Annotated in this window: 12 protein-coding genes; 9 read left to right on the top strand and 3 right to left on the bottom strand. The window is 72.3% G+C overall.

Going from position 1 to position 15,634, the window contains the following annotated elements:
- The first annotated feature begins 217 nt into the window (after positions 1 to 217).
- The 3 genes from AC0Z9V_RS10145 to AC0Z9V_RS10135 are packed head-to-tail and all read left to right on the top strand — an operon-like array spanning position 218 to position 6,080.
- Positions 218 to 808: a WhiB family transcriptional regulator gene (locus AC0Z9V_RS10145; RefSeq protein ID WP_485141426.1), complete on the top strand. Its 591-nt coding sequence runs from the start codon at positions 218 to 220 to the stop codon at positions 806 to 808.
- Entirely contained in the window at positions 805 to 4,227 is a 3,423-nt protein-coding gene (locus AC0Z9V_RS10140; RefSeq protein ID WP_485141679.1) for a glycosyltransferase, read from the top strand. The genes AC0Z9V_RS10145 and AC0Z9V_RS10140 overlap by 4 nt, the downstream gene beginning before the upstream one ends.
- Positions 4,224 to 6,080: a DUF5719 family protein gene (locus AC0Z9V_RS10135; protein WP_485141425.1), complete on the top strand. Its 1,857-nt coding sequence runs from the start codon at positions 4,224 to 4,226 to the stop codon at positions 6,078 to 6,080. The genes AC0Z9V_RS10140 and AC0Z9V_RS10135 overlap by 4 nt, the downstream gene beginning before the upstream one ends.
- A gap of 15 nt (positions 6,081 to 6,095) precedes the next feature.
- Here AC0Z9V_RS10135 and AC0Z9V_RS10130 read toward each other — a convergent pair whose 3' ends face one another.
- Positions 6,096 to 6,590, bottom strand: coding sequence for a metallopeptidase family protein (locus AC0Z9V_RS10130; RefSeq protein ID WP_133082017.1), 495 nt, complete (start codon positions 6,588 to 6,590; stop codon positions 6,096 to 6,098).
- 124 nt (positions 6,591 to 6,714) lie between these two features.
- On the opposite strand from AC0Z9V_RS10130, the gene AC0Z9V_RS10125 reads away from it, so the two are divergent.
- The 4 genes from AC0Z9V_RS10125 (at position 6,715) to AC0Z9V_RS10110 (ending at position 10,425) form a co-directional block, all read left to right on the top strand.
- Positions 6,715 to 7,101: a DUF3499 domain-containing protein gene (locus tag AC0Z9V_RS10125; protein WP_133082018.1), complete on the top strand. Its 387-nt coding sequence runs from the start codon at positions 6,715 to 6,717 to the stop codon at positions 7,099 to 7,101.
- 108 nt (positions 7,102 to 7,209) lie between these two features.
- Complete coding sequence (locus AC0Z9V_RS10120) at positions 7,210 to 7,401, top strand: Trm112 family protein (protein WP_133082019.1); 192 nt, start codon at positions 7,210 to 7,212, stop codon at positions 7,399 to 7,401.
- A 56-nt stretch (positions 7,402 to 7,457) separates the two neighbouring features.
- A complete protein-coding gene (ahcY, locus tag AC0Z9V_RS10115) occupies positions 7,458 to 8,957 on the top strand; it encodes an adenosylhomocysteinase (RefSeq protein ID WP_208740674.1) in 1,500 nt (499 codons plus the stop codon).
- Between the two features lie 151 nt (positions 8,958 to 9,108).
- Complete coding sequence (locus tag AC0Z9V_RS10110; protein WP_485141424.1) at positions 9,109 to 10,425, top strand: L,D-transpeptidase; 1,317 nt, start codon at positions 9,109 to 9,111, stop codon at positions 10,423 to 10,425.
- Positions 10,426 to 10,456: 31 nt separating this feature from the next.
- Here the strand turns inward: AC0Z9V_RS10110 and AC0Z9V_RS10105 are convergent, their stop codons facing one another.
- The gene (locus tag AC0Z9V_RS10105) at positions 10,457 to 11,257 is read right to left on the bottom strand and encodes an RDD family protein (protein WP_485141423.1); all 801 of its coding nucleotides are present in this window, start codon (positions 11,255 to 11,257) and stop codon (positions 10,457 to 10,459) included.
- A gap of 181 nt (positions 11,258 to 11,438) precedes the next feature.
- Between AC0Z9V_RS10105 and AC0Z9V_RS10100 the strand changes: the two genes are divergently transcribed.
- Both AC0Z9V_RS10100 and AC0Z9V_RS10095 read left to right on the top strand, forming a co-directional pair.
- The gene (locus tag AC0Z9V_RS10100) at positions 11,439 to 12,428 is read left to right on the top strand and encodes a stage II sporulation protein M (RefSeq protein ID WP_485141422.1); all 990 of its coding nucleotides are present in this window, start codon (positions 11,439 to 11,441) and stop codon (positions 12,426 to 12,428) included.
- A 106-nt stretch (positions 12,429 to 12,534) separates the two neighbouring features.
- Positions 12,535 to 13,740 carry a TIGR01906 family membrane protein gene (locus AC0Z9V_RS10095; protein ID WP_485141421.1) on the top strand — a complete coding sequence of 402 codons (1,206 nt, stop codon included), beginning with the start codon at positions 12,535 to 12,537 and terminating at the stop codon, positions 13,738 to 13,740.
- Between the two features lie 19 nt (positions 13,741 to 13,759).
- Here AC0Z9V_RS10095 and AC0Z9V_RS10090 read toward each other — a convergent pair whose 3' ends face one another.
- On the bottom strand, positions 13,760 to 15,595 hold the full coding sequence (locus AC0Z9V_RS10090; protein ID WP_485141678.1) for an AMP-dependent synthetase/ligase: 1,836 nt from the start codon (positions 15,593 to 15,595) through the stop codon (positions 13,760 to 13,762).
- Positions 15,596 to 15,634: the final 39 nt, after the last annotated feature.

The raw sequence follows: 15,634 nt of genomic DNA, 5'->3' as shown, positions 1-15,634 counted from the left end.
CGGTTCCGGGGGCGGTACTCGCGACGCGCCGATGAAGACAGGTAGTCGGCGCGGCGTGGCGCACGTGATTGTGCGTCTCCGACTGTATAAGATTCCCGCCCCCGCTTGACGTTCCTCGACTTACACCGGTGTAATTAGGCATCGGATTTGTTCCAGCAGCGGGGCGCGAGGGTCGACCCATGCTGATGTTGGAACGGCAACACCGGGAAGGCTCACCATGGGGCAGGCAGAACGCATTCAGGAACAACCGGACATCGCAGCGCAGGCCTCGGCCCGCTACGGTTCGCGGGGCGTGCCCGCGGACTGGTTCCTGGATCCTGCCGACCCCCTCGCGGGGGAGCGGTATCGCGAGCGGACCTCCTCGGCCCTCGAGGACCAGGCGACCGCCTTCCTCGCCGCCCACGAGGCCCTCGCCGGTCTCCCCGATGTCGACGAGCGCCCGAGCAGCCTCCTCGTCCTTCCCGCCCTGAACCCCGAGCTCCCGGGCGTCCTGCCGGACGTGCAGGACGATGGACGGCACCAGTCGGCGTCGACCCAGCCCGTGTGGATCGGTCTGCCGCTGGCGCCGGGGAACGTCGACGACGACGGCGAACTGTCCTGGCAGGCCGACGCACTCTGCGCCCAGACCGATCCCGAGGCCTTCTTCCCCGAGAAGGGCGGCTCCACCCGCGACGCGAAGAAGGTCTGCGGCGCGTGCATGGTGAAGTCGGAGTGCCTCGAGTACGCGCTGGAGAACGACGAGCGGTTCGGCATCTGGGGTGGGCTCTCCGAGCGCGAGCGGCGCAGGTTGCGGAAGCGAGCGGTCTGATTCCGCCCCACCTCCGCGTCACCGCCGTCGTCGTAGCCCACAACGGCGCCGAGTACCTTCCACGCACCCTCGAAGCCCTCGCACGCCAGACCCGCCCGGCTGATTCCTGCGTCGGTGTCGACACCGGCTCCTCCGACGACTCCGCATCCATCCTCCAGCTCCGGCTGCCGGCGGGAAGTCCCGTGGTGGGGGCTCCCGCCCGTGCCGGGTTCGGGGCGGCCGTGCGAGCCGCCGTGGCGGAGATCCCCGCCGTACGGGACCCCCGGGTGGGTAGCGGCCAGGACTGGCTGTGGCTGCTCCACGACGATTCCGCGCCCGAGCCGGAAGCGCTCGCCGAGCTGCTCCTCGCCGTCGAGCGTGCTCCCTCGGTCACCGTGGCGGGTACGAAGCAGGTGGCCTGGGACGACCGCCGCGAACTCGTGGACGTCGGGCTCTCCATCAGCAGGTGGGCCGAGCGGCTGACCCTCATCGACCTGGACGAGCACGACCAGGGCCAGTACGACGCCCGGAGCGACGTGTTCGCCGTCAACTCCGCCGGCATGCTCGTGCGCCGCGACGTGTGGGATGCCCTCGGCGGCTTCGACCCGGCCCTTCACGGCGTGGGCGACGACGTCGACCTGTGCTGGCGGAACCGCCTGGCCGGCCACCGCGTGGTGGTGGTCCCGGGCGCCGTCCTCCGCCACGCCGGATCGAGGCCGCATCCGCTCTCCACGCCGCATGCCGCGCGTGCCGCCGAGGTGTACCTGAGGCTCAAGCACGCCGCTCCGTGGAACGTCCCCCTGCTCGCCGTCGGCGCGGTGCTGGGCGGATTCGCCCGCCTGCTCCTCGGACTCCTGGCGAAGGACCCCGGCCATGGCACCGACCAGCTGCTCGGCAGCCTCGCCGGGGTGGCCCGCCCCCTGCAGCTGTGGCGGTCCCGCCGCTCCGTCGCGCGGAGCCGCCGGCGCCCGCGCTCGATCGTGCGGCCCCTCGTCACCTCCCGCCGCGAGGTCTGGTCCCACCGGAAGTCGGTGCTGGACGCCTTCACGTCGCGCGGCTCCGATCCGGAAGGGTTCCCGCCGGCGGAGGAGTACGTGCCGTCCGGGAACAACGACGACGACTTCGCGGCCCTCGCCCCGCCCGCCCGTCCATGGGGCGGCGCCGGCGCCGTGGTCGCCCTGGTGCTGCTCCTCGCTGCAGCCCTCCTCGGGCTGCACCGGCTCGTCGGGGCAGCGGCGCTGGCAGGCAGCGCACTGGTACCGGTGGCCGAGACGCCACGGGCGGTCTGGGACAGTGCGACGGTCTGGTGGACAGGCCTCGGTACCGGATTCGCCGCCCACGGGTCGCCGTTCGCCTACGTCCTGTGGCTGCTCTCGCTCCTGGGGTTCGGTTCGGCGAACACCGCCGTCGTCGTCACCGTGGTCTGCGCCCTGCCCCTGGCAGGGCTCTCCGCATGGATCGCCGCGGGCGCCCTCACCCGGTCGCGCGGGCTGCGGCTGTGGGCCGCACTGTTCTGGGGAGCGGCGCCGGCCCTGCAGGTAGCCCTCGGCAGCGGGCGCCTCGGCGCGCTGATCGCCCACATCCTGCTGCCCCTGGCCCTGCTCGGAGTCGTCCGGGCGGTCGGAGGTGCCCTCCCGGCGCGCCCCCTGCCGGACGGCGTCATCATTCCGGGCATCGGTGGGACGCGCAGCTGGACGGCGGCGGCCGCCGCCGGCCTGGTGCTCGCGGTCGCCTGCGCGTCCGCGCCGTCCCTCCTCCCCGTCGTGATCCCCGGCGGGCTCCTCGCACTGGCGCTCGGCCGGCGGCGTACCCTTACGCTCTGGTGGACGCTGCTGCCGATCCTGGCGGTCCAGCTGCCCTACGCCCTGTCCGCACTGCAGGATCCGCGGGGATTCCTCGGCGATCCCGGGGTGCCTGCTCCCTTCGACCCGGGCGATCCCTGGCAGCAGCTCCTCGGCTTCCCGGTGTCCTTCGATCCGTTCCTCCCGCCTGCCGCGGCCGGCTTCCTCGGCGCAGGTCCCTGGGCGCTCGTCGTCGCCGTCGTGATCGGCGGGCCGGTCCTCGTCCTTGCAGCCTTCGCGTTGTTCGTCCCGCGCGGGCGCGGACGGATGGTGCGATCGTCCTGGCTGGTGGCGGTCCTCGCGCTCGCCGTCGCGGCCGTTCTGCCGCTGATGCCCGTCGCGGTGGGCACGTCCGCCCTGATCCAGGTGTTCCCCGGTCCGCTCGTGTCCGCCGTGTCGCTGTGCCTGCTGGCCGCGGCCCTCTCGGGGATGCCCGGGGCGCAGCACGCCGGTGTTGCGCCGGCCCCGCCGCGCCGGCGCCTCGCCGGGTTCGCCGGCGGCCTCGTCCTCGCGGTCGGCCCGCTGGTCGGCCTCGGACTGTGGCTCGTTCCCGACGTGGCGAGCCCGCCCCCAGCCTCGGCCGAGCCCGTGGTGATCCCGGGCGCTCCCGTCGAGGAGGCCGCGGACGCGCCCGCCACCACCGACCTCGGTACCGGTATCGGGCTGCGGCCCGTCGCGGAGCGGCCGCTGCCGGCCACGGCGGCCGACCGCGGCACGGGGCCGGAGCAGATCCGGACGCTCGTGATCACCGTCGACGACGAGGACGACGTCACCGCCGCACTCATGCGCGGATCCGGCACCACCCTCGACGACCTCAATCCGCTCTACGCCGCCCGCGTGGTGGGACCCGGTGGCGCGGTGCTGGACGACAGCGGATCCGCACGCACCCTGCGCACCACGGCCGCCGTCATCGTGGGCGCCACCGGTGCCGATCCACGGGCGGACCTGCGCGACCTAGGGGTCGGGTTCGTGGTCCTCCGGCAGCCCGAGACGGCCGGGGAGTTCCTCAGCAGCCGCATCGACTCCGTCCCCGGCCTCACCGCGGTCGGTGACACGGACGCAGGGCGGCTGTGGCGCGTGTCCTCCGCGACGCTCGACGACGGCACGGAGGACACCGGCGAGCGCACCGCCCGGGTCCGGGTGGTCGCCGCCGACGGTCGGACGGAGGCCGTCATCGCGTCCGGAGCGGTGGACGCCGCCGGGAGCATCCCCCCGGGTGGCGAGGGCAGGACGCTCGTCCTCGCCGAGCAGGCGGATGCCGGCTGGCAGGCCACGCTGGACGGCCGCAGGCTCGAGGCGACGTCCGAGGGCTGGCGGCAGGCATTCGTGCTTCCCACGACAGGCGGCGCGGTGGCTGTCTCGTACGTCAGCCCGTACCGGCCCTGGGTGGAGGCGGTCCAGGCGGTCGTCCTCGTCCTGACGATGCTCCTGGCCATCCCCGTCCCGTCCCGGCCCCGCGTCGTCCGTCCCCAGGGTGGCGGACGCCCGCAGCCGGGTGTCCGCCGTCGCCCGGACGGGACCGACGCATGGGACGCCGGGACGGACGACGTGCACGCCGACGACCCCCAGCCCGTGACGAGTGGAAGAGGCCCGATGTGATCCGGGGACGCAGGCGCGACACCACGGCGGAGGGCACGCAGGACCGGGCCCGCACGGGGAACGGAACGTCGACGGACAGCCCGGAAGCCGGCGAGCAGGGCGGGATCCGCCCCGACGGGAGCGGTACGCCGGTTCCCGGGACCGGCGACTCCGAGCGCCCGGCGGGCCCACCGGCGTCGGATGCCGCCCGGGCCGCCGTCGCCGCCCGGGCCGTCGCCCGCGACAGGGCTGCCGGGACCGGCACCGCCGCACGCCGCCGCGCCCGCCTGGGCACGGCAGCGGCCGCGGCCACGGGCGTCGTCCTGCTCGCGGCGACAGCCGCGATCGCGGCGGGCGTCGCCGACCCGCTGGTCGGGCGGCCGGGCGTGGCCGTCGCTGTCCCCCCGGCGGTCGTCCCTGCGGGGGATCTCACCGCGGTCTGCCCCGCACCGCCCCGCCTGCTCGCATCGGCCGCCGGAGAAGCCGACCCCGAGTTCGGCCCCGCCTCCGCGACCGCCAGGACGACCGTGAGTGCGATGGTCCTCAGCGACCTCGGCGCGACCCTCACCGGAAGCGGCCTCCTGCCGGTCGGTGGGGGTGCCCCGCTGGCGCTGATCGAGGACTTCGCCCCCGAGGTGTCGCTCGGTTCGAGCGGTCCGGCCAGCAGCAGCGAGGACGGCCTGACCAACCGCCTGGCGGGTGTCTCCCGCGGCGTGCGGGTCGATGCCCCCTCCGTGTTCCGGGCGCAGCCGCAGGGCGGCCTCGTACCCGTCGCCGCTGCCACCTCCACCTACACGGCCACCGACGGCGACCTCCGCGGCCTCGCCGCGACGGGCTGCCAGGTGCCCTCCAGCGACTTCTGGCTCCTGGGGGCCTCGACGACCGCCGGGCAGTCCGCGATCCTCACCCTCACGAACCCGACCGGCACGGCGGCGACCGTCACCCTCGAGCTGTACGGGCAGGACGGTCCGATCGAGGCGGCCGGGACGCGGGGGCAACTGGTGGCACCGGGTGAGACCCGCCAGATCGTCCTCGCCGCACTCGCCGCGAACCAGGAGCGCGTCGCCGTGCGGGTCCGCAGCGACGGGGGACGCATCTCCGGCGTCGTCCAGCAGAGCGTCCTCAGGGGCCTCACGCCCGGAGGGGTCGAACTGCTCTCGCCGGCCGTCGCGGCCGGGACCACGCAGGTGGTGCCCGGCGTCGTCGTGCAGGACGCGGCGACGGCGCGCAGCATCCGCGAGCAGGAGGGGTACGGTGCCGCCGCCCCCGAACTGCAGGTGCTCGTCCCCGGGTCGAGCGACGCCGTGCTGGGCATCACGGTCTACGGGCGGGACGGCGAGGTCGCGCTTCCCGGCGGGGGAGTCGTGACGGCCGCCGCCGGCTCGGTGACGGCGATCCCGCTGGACGCCCTGGCCGAGGGCAACTACACCGTCGCCGTGACCTCGGACGTCTCGGTGGTCGCGTCGGCACGCGTCGTCCGGGGGACCGACGACGGGAAGCCGGTCGACCTCGCCGGTGCCCCCGCTGCCGCCAGGCTGGGCAACGACTCGGCGATGGCCCTCGCGGAGGGCGTCGACACCTCCCTGGTCCTCGGTGCACCGAGCGGCAGGAGCGAGGTGACGCTGACACCCGTCGCGGCCGACGGCGCGCTCGGCGAGCCGGTGGTGATCGGCATCGCGGGAGGGACCTCCGTCACCGTGCCGTCGTCCTCCCTCGGCCGCAGCCCTGCGGCCGTCCTCGTCGATGCGACGGGGGATCCTGCCTACGGAGCGCAGGTCATGGTCCTGCCGGGAGCACGCGCCGGGATCTCCGTGGCGAGCATCCCGGCCGGTGTCACGGCCCCGCAGAGCATCGCGGTGGAGCTGGGCTACTAGGCCGGTCTGCCCGGACTAGGCCTGCGAGCGACCGTAGGCGGGGTCCACCGCCTCCGGGGCGAGTCCCATGAGTTCCGCGGTCTGCTCGACGACGACGTCGTGGATGAGTTCGTTCACCGGCATGAGTGCCCTGGCCGCCATGAGGATCGGGTGACGGTAGATCGTGATGACCGCCGGCCGACCGGGCGCCGCGGGGGAGCAGGAACCGAGGAGGCCCCGCAGGGTCTCCGGCGTCATGTCCTCCAGGCCGTCCGGGATCTCCTGCACCACGATCTGCAGGTCCTGGATCCGCTCACCCCACAGGCGCTCGAGCCGTTGCGCCGACTCCATCACCCAGTCGTCGAACTGCTCCGACCTGGACCGCGAACCGGGGAGGTGCTGCGGCAGCACCTCGCCACGCATCCCGCGTCCCCTGCGATTACGCCGGCGTTCGTAGAACGACCGCGCCGGGCGCCCCTCGGAGGACGTCGGATCGGTCAGCTCGACCGAAAAAGTGGAAGCATCCTGCATGTAAAGACTGTAAGCCTTCGACACCGCGCCCGCACGCCCGGAAGCCCGGATCCGAGGGGATGCACACGGGCGGGAAGCGCGTCCTGACGGCCGCCGCACCCAAACCCCGGTAGGCTTGCCGATCGTGGGATCACTCCGTCAATGCTCCAGATCAGCCTGCCAGCGGCCGGCGGTGGCCACACTCACCTATGTCTACGGGGATTCGACCGCGGTGCTGGGTCCCCTCGCGACCTACGCCGAACCCCACACCTACGATCTCTGCTCCGTCCACGCGGAGCGCCTGACGGTGCCCCGTGGCTGGGAGGTCGTCCGCCTCACGCTGCCGGACGCCGTGCCGGAACACAACTCCGACGATCTGCTGGCCCTGGCCGACGCGGTCCGCGAAGCGGCCGCCGAACCCGCTCCGGACCAGCCGACCCCCGGGCAGCGCGGCAGCAGGCCGCCCATGGAGCCCCCGGCCGGCGTCACCGGTCCCCGCCGAGGGCACCTGCGGATCCTGCGGGAGCCCTGACGCGGCGCCCTGACGCCGATCGTGCGGAGGTGCGTTCTTCCGGGCACGCCCCGCGGGCGCGGTAGACTCGTACCCACGATCCCCCTCCTCCCGAGCGAAAGCTTCCCCATGGCGAACCTTCCAGCACGGCTGCTCGACGTCCTCCGCTGCCCCGTCACCGGGTCGACGCTCGAACAGGACGGCGCGGTCCTCCGATCGACGGCCCCGGGACCCGGCGGCGAAACGCTCACGTACAGGCTCGACGAGGGCATCCCGGTGCTCCTCCCCGCCGAACTCCCCGGTGCCGCCTCCGCCCCGTAGGGCCGGAGCCGACGCCCTCCCCCGAACCTCCGAACTCCAGCTAGGAACAGCACACCATGACGTTCGACTACAAAGTTGCCGACCTCTCGCTCGCGGAGGCGGGCCGCCACCAGATCCGGCTCGCTGAGCACGAGATGCCCGGGCTCATGGCGCTGCGCCGCGAATACGCGGACGCGCAGCCCCTCGCCGGAGCCCGTATCGCCGGCTCGCTGCACATGACCGTCCAGACGGCCGTCCTCATCGAGACCCTGACATCCCTCGGGGCCGAGGTCCGCTGGGCGTCCTGCAACATCTTCTCCACGCAGGACGAGGCCGCGGCGGCCGTCGTCGTGGGCGACGGCACCGTCGAGGAGCCCGCCGGGGTCCCCGTCTTCGCCTGGAAGAACGAGACGCTCGAGGACTACTGGTGGACCGCCACCCAGATCCTGACGTGGCCGCGCCAGGCCGAGGGCCTCGGCCCCAACATGATCCTGGACGACGGCGGCGACGCCACGATGCTCGTCCACAAGGGTGCCGAGTTCGAGGCGCTCGGAGCGGTGCCGGCAAACCCGCAGGAGGGCGACGCCGACTACTCGCACGAGTACACGGTCTTCCTCGACACCCTCCGCTCCACGATCGGATCCGAGCCACTGAAGTGGACGACCATCGCCGCAGGGATCAAGGGCGTCACCGAGGAGACGACGACGGGCGTGCACCGCCTGTACCAGCTCGCCGCGCAGGGCAAGCTCCTCTTCCCGGCGATCAACGTGAACGACTCGGTCACGAAGTCGAAGTTCGACAACAAGTACGGCATCCGCCACTCGCTGCCCGACGGCCTGAACCGGGCCACGGATGTGCTGATCGGCGGCAAGGTCGCCGTGGTCTGCGGCTACGGCGACGTCGGCAAGGGTGCGGCGGAAGCCCTCCGTGGCCAGGGGGCCCGCGTGATCGTCACGGAGATCGATCCGATCTGCGCGCTGCAGGCCGCCATGGACGGCTACCAGGTCGCCACGCTCGAGACCGTGCTCGGCCAGGGCGACATCTTCATTACCACCACCGGGAACAAGGACGTCATCATGGCCCGTCACATGGCGGGCATGAAGCACCAGGCGATCGTCGGCAACATCGGCCACTTCGACAACGAGATCGACATCGCCGGGCTCGCGCGGATCCCCGGCGTCGAGAAGATCGAGATCAAGCCGCAGGTCCACGAGTGGGTCATCCCGGCCGGCGAGGCCGAGGGTGTGGAGAAGCACTCGATCATCATGCTGTCCGAAGGCCGCCTGCTGAACCTCGGCAACGCGACCGGTCACCCGTCCTTCGTCATGAGCAATTCCTTCGCGAACCAGACGATCGCCCAGATCGAACTCTTCACCAAGTTCGAGCAGGAGGACGCCGAGGGCAACCGCGAGTACGAGAACGAGGTCTACGTCCTGCCCAAGATCCTCGACGAGAAGGTCGCCCGCCTGCACCTCGACGCCCTCGGTGTCGAGCTCACGGAGCTGACCAAGGGGCAGGCCGAGTACCTCGACATCGATGTGGCCGGCCCGTACAAGTCCGAGCAGTACCGCTACTGAGGCCTGCGGACGCCCGATCTCCCGGCCGCTGCCGGCGCCCTGACGGGTACCGGCAGCGGCCGGATCGTTGTCGAACTGCATCCGGGGTACGCCGGGAAATTCGGCCTGTCGCGTAAAATCGCTTGGGGCAGCAACGTCGAGGGGCAGGGGCATGCGCATGAAGCAGGAGTCGAGCAGGGCCGGTGCGCACCGGAAGGGCTGGAAGATCGCAGCCATCGGTGCAGCGGCGGTCGTCGTCGTCGGAGGCGGTGTTGGCATCGCCACGGCATCCCCGTGGAACGATCCTGCCGCCGGGTCCACCCCTGCCCCGTCCTCCTCGTCCCCGTCCTCCTCGTCCCCGGTGGCGGCCCCGGCCGCTGATGGGACATCGTCCGCCGCCCCGCGGCCGACGGTCTCCGCTGCCCCGGACGGCGACTACACCGTCGGCGTCACCCCCACCGACAAGGCCTATGCGGTCAACCCCGCGACCGTCGCGGCCGTGAGCGTCGAGGGGGCGACCCTCGACGCCGTCGAACTGGTGCCCCGGGAAGGCGGCACGCCGATCGCCGGGACCCTGTCCGACGACGGCACGCGCTGGACCGCCACCGAACGGCTCGCCTTCGACACCGAGTACGAGTTCTCCTACACCGTGCTCGACGCAGCGGGAGACCCACAGCGGGCGACATCGACGTTCGCCACCGTCGAACCCGCCAACGAGGCCGACGCCGCGATGTTCCCGCTCGACGGCAGCACCGTCGGCACGGGCCAGCCCCTCGAGTTCACCTTCAGCGAGCCGGTGACCAACCGGGACGCGGTGGAGAAGGCCGTCACCGTCACCAGCACGAGCAACCAGCCCGGAGCGTTCTACTGGTTGTCCGACACCAAGGTCCGCTACCGTCCCGAGGAGTTCTGGGCCCCGAACAGCACCATCACCGTCGAGCTGAACCTCTTCGGCGTCGACCTCGGCAACGGCATGATCGGGAACGCCGACAGGACATTGACGATGAGGACGCACAACACGCGCCTCGCCGTCGTCGACAACGACACCAAGATGATGAACGTCTACCTCGACGGCAGGCTGGACCGCACGTTCCCCATCACGCTCGGCACCGACGAGTGGCCCTCCACCGAGGGCTACATGGTGGTGATGGAGCACTACGAGTCCACCCAGTTCCGGGCCGAGTCCATCGGCCTGGAGCCCGGCGACCCCGCCTACTACCCGCCGACGGTCGTGAACCACGCGAGCAGGCTGAGCAACGGCGGTGCCTTCGTCCACGAGGCCCTGCCGGCGGCCCAGGTGGCACTGGGCAGTTTCAACGTCTCGCACGGCTGCATCGGCATGTCCCCCGAGGGCGCGGAGTACTTCTACAACACCTTCGGCCCCGGCGACGTGGTACAGATCCTGAACACCGGTTACGGTCCCATGTACGTCTGGGACGGCTTCGGCGACTGGAACGTGCCCTGGAACGAGTGGACCGACCAGCCGTAGGCACCGGCCGATCCCGGACAGGCTCCGCAGGCTAGCCGAAAGGCAGCGTGTGGAGCCTTTTCGCAGTCGCCTCGGTGCGTTCGCGCTGGCGCATCATCACCGCATAGTCGCGGTCCCGCCGCGATGCGATGACCGCGTGCAGGAACTCCTCCGGAGAGGTGTCCGCGGGCGGAGGCGGTGAGACGTGCCGGCTCGCCTCGGACGCGAGGTCGACGGACAGCGCGTACCGCGCCTGGGGGGTGAGCTTCGGCGCCTGCGCGAGGAACGTCGACATCCGCCGGGCCAGGGCGTCGGGGAGGCGCCCGATGTCCGCCGTCCCGGACCAGGTACGGAGCCTCGGCGGCATGACGGCGAGTGCCCGCGGTTTCGCGACCACGCGCTCGCGCATGGCGTAGGTGCCGGCGAGCAGATCGCCGAGCCGCTTGGACCTGTCGTTGAAGAGGGACACGAGGAAGGCGAGCGATCCGCCGAGGAGGTAGATCTCCAGGATCGCCAGCATGCCGCGGATGAAGGCGTGCCGGAAGCGGATGGCCCCACCGTCGTCGCGCACGATCCGCAGGCCCATCACGAGCCGTCCCAGCGACTTGCCGCGCGTGAGGGTCTCGACGGTCACCGGGACGACGACGAGCAGGAGCACCACGACGACGAGCAGGAGGGCCGTGGTGAGCGCCGGATCGAGGGCTCCGCCGAACACGTTGCCGATCAGCAGCGCGAGGAGGATCCCGATCCCGAACTGTGCGACGACGTCGATCAGGATGCTCAGCCCCCGGGCGGCGAACCCGGCCGGCCTGAGTTCGAGGACGACGGCCTCGCCGGTGACGATCGAACTCATGGTGACCCCCTGGACGCGTGCTGCTGGAGCGTTGCGGCGCACGCCGCGCTGCGGCGCCGCCGGGCCCAGCCTATCGCTGCGCCACCCCCGAGGGGCGTCGTCGGGCCGCGGAACCGGGAGGGTGTCCGCAGGGTGCGTCGGGGCGGGCGCTCCGGTCCGCGGGGACTATAGGGTTGGGCGCATGGACGTGGACGCATTCATCGCCGTGCACCGCGGCGACTGGCAACGCCTGGACGAACTCGTCGGTCGCCGCCGGCTCGACGGCGCCGAATCCGACGAGCTGCTGGTGCTCTACCAGCGCGTCTCCACGCACCTGTCCATCATCCGTTCCGTGGATCCCGAGAGCGCCCTGTCGGGGTCGCTGTCCACGCGCCTCTCACGAGCCCGCACGCGGTTCACCGGCGCGAGGTCCAACACCCTCGAGGACATCGCCACCTTCTTCGTGTTCGCCCTGCCGGCCGCGTTCTACCGCATCCGGTGGCTCACGGTGTCGGTGGGGGTGCTGTTCCTCGCCGTGACCTCGCTGTACGCCCTCTGGGTGGGGACGCCCGGGGTCATCCAGGCCCTGGGCCCGGAGGAGGACCTCCGGCGCTACGTGGAGGAGGACTTCGTCGACTACTACTCCGAGAACCCGGCGGCGTCCTTCGCGGGGCTCGTCTGGACGAACAACGCCTGGATCGCGCTCCAGGCCGTCGCCTTCGGCGTGACGGGCATCTGGCCGGTCTTCATCCTGTACCAGAACGCACAGGGCCTGGGTATCGCCGCGGGCACGATGGCGTCCTACGACAAGTTCGACGTGTTCCTGCTCTACATCCTGCCGCACGGCTTCATGGAACTCACCGCCATCTTCATCGCGGCGGCCGCCGGCCTGCGGATCTTCTGGTCTTGGGTGGCTCCCGGACGGCGCTCCCGGTCCGTGGCCCTGGCGCAGGAGGGGCGTGCCCTGATCACGGTGGCGCTCGGACTGGTCCTGGTGCTGCTCGTCTCCGGTCTCGTCGAGGGTTTCGTGACGCCGAGCGGGCTGCCCCCGTGGCTCCGGCTCACCATCGGCTTCCTGGTCCTCGCCGCCTACTGGGCCTACACCCTGATCCTCGGGCGGCGGGCGGTCGCGGCGGGGCACCGCGGCGACCTCGGCGCCGTCGACCGGGGGGACGCCGTCATCACGGCCTGAACCCGCGATCGCCGGCGTGCGGGGAGTCTCCCGGGCGGGCCCGCGTCCGGCCGGTAGTGTCGAAGACGCCGGACCAGGGCCGGCGGCACCAACCGAGGAGACATCGATGGCCGAGACCGACAGCACCCGTTCAACCGCCTCCACCGGGCACGGCCCGGACCACGACGGAACGGCCCCGCGCCCTTCCGCTCCGGGCGCGGAGGACGCCGTGCGCGACGACGCGACGGCATCGGACGGCGCGGAACCGCCCACCCGGATGATCCCGGCGGTGCAGGACGGCCCCACCGGCCACGGGACCGGCTCGCATCCGGACGGCTCCGAGGCGGATCCCGAGGCGACGGACGCCGAGGCGACGGACCCCGAGGCGCACGGCCCCGGGGCCGCAGGCGGGACGGCCGTGGACGACGCCCCCGGGACGCCGTCCGGTACCCACCCGTTCCACGGTGCCGATCGGACTCCCGGGGACGGGAGCCGCGCGACCCCGGCCGCCGGGGAGCCGTCGACGGACACCGCGGCGCTCTCGGTGCGCCCCACCGACACGGAAGCGGCACGGCGTGCGGCCGTCCGCGACCAGGCGGTAGCGGCGAAGCCCGCCCTGGCGCGCTTCCTCCAGGTCGTCGTCGCCCTCTTCTTCCCCGTCATCGTCGTGGCGGCCGCAGTCCGCGCCGTCGCGTCGTCGTCCTTCCTGTGGCTCGAATACCACCGGCCGGGCTTCCCCGCGGACGCGTACGGCTTCTCGCTGGACGACCGCATGACCTACGGCTCCTACGCGCTCGACTACGTGCTGAACTTCGCTCCCGCGCGCTATCTCGGCGGCCTGGTGACGGCCGACGGCGAGCCCCTGTTCCTCGAGTCCGAAGTCGGCCACATGGCGGACGTGAAGGGCGTGCTGGGCCTGTCCTTCTTCGTGGCCCTCGTGCTCCTCGTGCTGGCCGTCCTGGCCTGCGTCTACCTCGCGCGGCGGTACCGGGGCGGAATCCGGCGCGCGCTGTTCTCCGGCGCCGTCCTCACGCTCGTCGGCATCGCGGTCCTGACGGTCCTCGCGGTCCTCGCATGGCAGACGTTCTTCACGCAGGTCCATGCCCTGTTCTTCGCCGACGGCTCGTGGACCTTCCGGGTCGACGACACCCTGATCAGGCTCTTCCCCGAACAGTTCTGGACGGACTCGGCGCTCACCGTCGCGGTACTCGTCCTGGCGGCGACCGTCCTCACCCTGGTCCTGACCTGGCCCACGAAGGCCCGGCGGGAGCGCTCGATGCTGGCGCAGGACGCCCTGAGGTCCCGCTACCAGGACGCCCTCGACGCGTCCTAGCGGGATCTGCGAGGCGCCGCTAGCGCTTGGCGTACAGCCCCTCCAACGCCTCCGCGTGGTCGGCGACGACGGCGGCCCGCTTCAGCTTAAGGGTGGGCGTGAGGTGGCCCGACTCCACGGTGAACTCCGCGTCCAGCACGGCGAATCGCCGGATCTGTTCGGCCTGCGACACCGTGGCGTTCGCGGCGTCGACGGCCCCCTGCAGTTCGGCGAGGACATCGGCGTCGGTCACGGCCTGCCCGGCGGTGAGGTCCGGCTTGCCGTGGGCTGCCGCCCACGGACCGAGCGCCTCGCGGTCGAGGCTGAGGAGGGCGCCGATGAAGGGCCTGCCCTCGCCGACCACCACGGCCTGCGACACGAGCGGGTTCTCCCGCAGTGTCTCCTCGAGGGGGCCGGGCGCCACGTTCTTGCCGCCCGCCGTCACCAGCAGGTCCTTCTTGCGGCCCGTGATGGTGAGGAAGCCGTCCTCGTCGAGGGAGCCCAGGTCGCCCGTGCGGAAGTACCCGTCGGCGGTGAAGGCCTCCGCCGTCGCCTGCTCGTTGCGGTAGTACCCGGCGAAGATGCCGGTACCGCGGACCTGGACCTCGCCGTCGTCCTCCAGCCGGACGCTCGTGCCCGGCATGGGGATGCCCACCGAGCCCACCCGTGTGAGCGGAACGGTGTTGACCGTGCACGGCGCCGTGCTCTCCGTCAGGCCGTAGCCCTCCTGCACCAGGATGCCGGCACCGCGGAAGAAGTGCGTGAGGTGCTCGCTGAGCGGGCTGGCGCCGGAGACCGTGTAGGTGACCTCGCCGCCGAACACGCTGCGCAGCCGGGGGTAGAGGATGCGGTCGAACACGGCGTGCGAAGCCCGCAGGACGGCCGAGGGCCCGCGGCCCCCGCGTGCGCGGGCATCGACGGCGCGGGAGTAGGCGACGGCCGTGCGCTCCGCCGCGGCGAAGAGCCGGCCCTTGCCCGCCTCGGCGGCACGCTGCCCGGCCGTCGCGTGGATCTTCTCGAAGATGCGGGGGACGGCGAGGAGGAACGTGGGCCGGAAGGTCGTCAGGTCCTCCAGCAACTGCGCGGCGGAGCCGGAGTGCGCCAGCTTGATGCCGCCGGTGAAGCAGACCACCTGCACGGCGCGCGCCAGCACGTGGGCGAGCGGCAGGAACATCAGCGTCCTCGCGTTCTCCTGCTGCAGGAACTCGGGCAGGAACTCCAGGGTGTTGACGGCGAAGAGCGCGAAGTTGCCGTGCGTGATCACACAGCCCTTGGGCCTGCCGGTGGTCCCCGAGGTGTAGACGATCGACGCGGCGTCGACGAGGCCCCGGGAGGAGCGTGCAGCCTCGAGCGCCCCGTCGGACACGGCCTGACCGGCGGCGCCGAACGATGCGAGGGTGGCCTCGTCGCCGAGGTCCTCGGTGGTCAGGCGCACCACCGTCGTCGCATCGGACCGGCCCGCCCGGGCTGCGGCGTCACGCACGATGTCCGCCTTGTGCCCGTCCTCGACGAAGACGACGGCGGGCCGGGCGTCCTCGAGGATCCACGCCACCTGATGCGCGGAGGACGTCTCGTAGATCGGCACGGTCACCGCTCCGGCGAACCAGATGGCGACGTCGGCGACGGTCCACTCGTAGCGGGTCTTCGACATCACGGCGACGGCGTCGCCGGGCTGCACGCCGCGCGCCATCAGCCCCTTGGCCAGCGCGGACACCTGCGCCAGGAACTCCGAGGCCGGGACGTCCCGCCACCGCCCGTCGGATCGCAGGGCGAACAGGGCCCTCGCCGGGTCGGCGTCGTGGGTCCTCAGGAGGAGGTCGGTGGTGTTGCTGGTGGCCGGGAGGTCGACCAGGAGTTCCGTGATGGCTTCGCGCACCATTGCTCGCTTTCGTTCCGGTGGCCGGGAGGTCCCGGC

It is taken from the genome of Arthrobacter sp. UYP4, assembly GCF_057291175.1.
The sequence above is the reverse complement of the archived record's forward strand: the minus strand, read 5'-3'. Positions and strand labels throughout refer to the sequence as shown.

What these genes read in the sequence shown, in the direction of transcription:
- AC0Z9V_RS10145 (WP_485141426.1), top strand. Translation starts at nt 218, where the DNA reads ATGGGGCAGGCAGAACGCATTCAGGAACAACCGGACATCGCAGCGCAG.
- AC0Z9V_RS10130 (WP_133082017.1), bottom strand. Translation starts at nt 6,590, where the DNA reads ATGCAGGATGCTTCCACTTTTTCGGTCGAGCTGACCGATCCGACGTCC.
- AC0Z9V_RS10120 (WP_133082019.1), top strand. Translation starts at nt 7,210, where the DNA reads ATGGCGAACCTTCCAGCACGGCTGCTCGACGTCCTCCGCTGCCCCGTC.
- ahcY (WP_208740674.1), top strand. Translation starts at nt 7,458, where the DNA reads ATGACGTTCGACTACAAAGTTGCCGACCTCTCGCTCGCGGAGGCGGGC.
- AC0Z9V_RS10110 (WP_485141424.1), top strand. Translation starts at nt 9,109, where the DNA reads ATGCGCATGAAGCAGGAGTCGAGCAGGGCCGGTGCGCACCGGAAGGGC.
- AC0Z9V_RS10105 (WP_485141423.1), bottom strand. Translation starts at nt 11,257, where the DNA reads ATGAGTTCGATCGTCACCGGCGAGGCCGTCGTCCTCGAACTCAGGCCG.
- AC0Z9V_RS10100 (WP_485141422.1), top strand. Translation starts at nt 11,439, where the DNA reads ATGGACGTGGACGCATTCATCGCCGTGCACCGCGGCGACTGGCAACGC.
- AC0Z9V_RS10095 (WP_485141421.1), top strand. Translation starts at nt 12,535, where the DNA reads ATGGCCGAGACCGACAGCACCCGTTCAACCGCCTCCACCGGGCACGGC.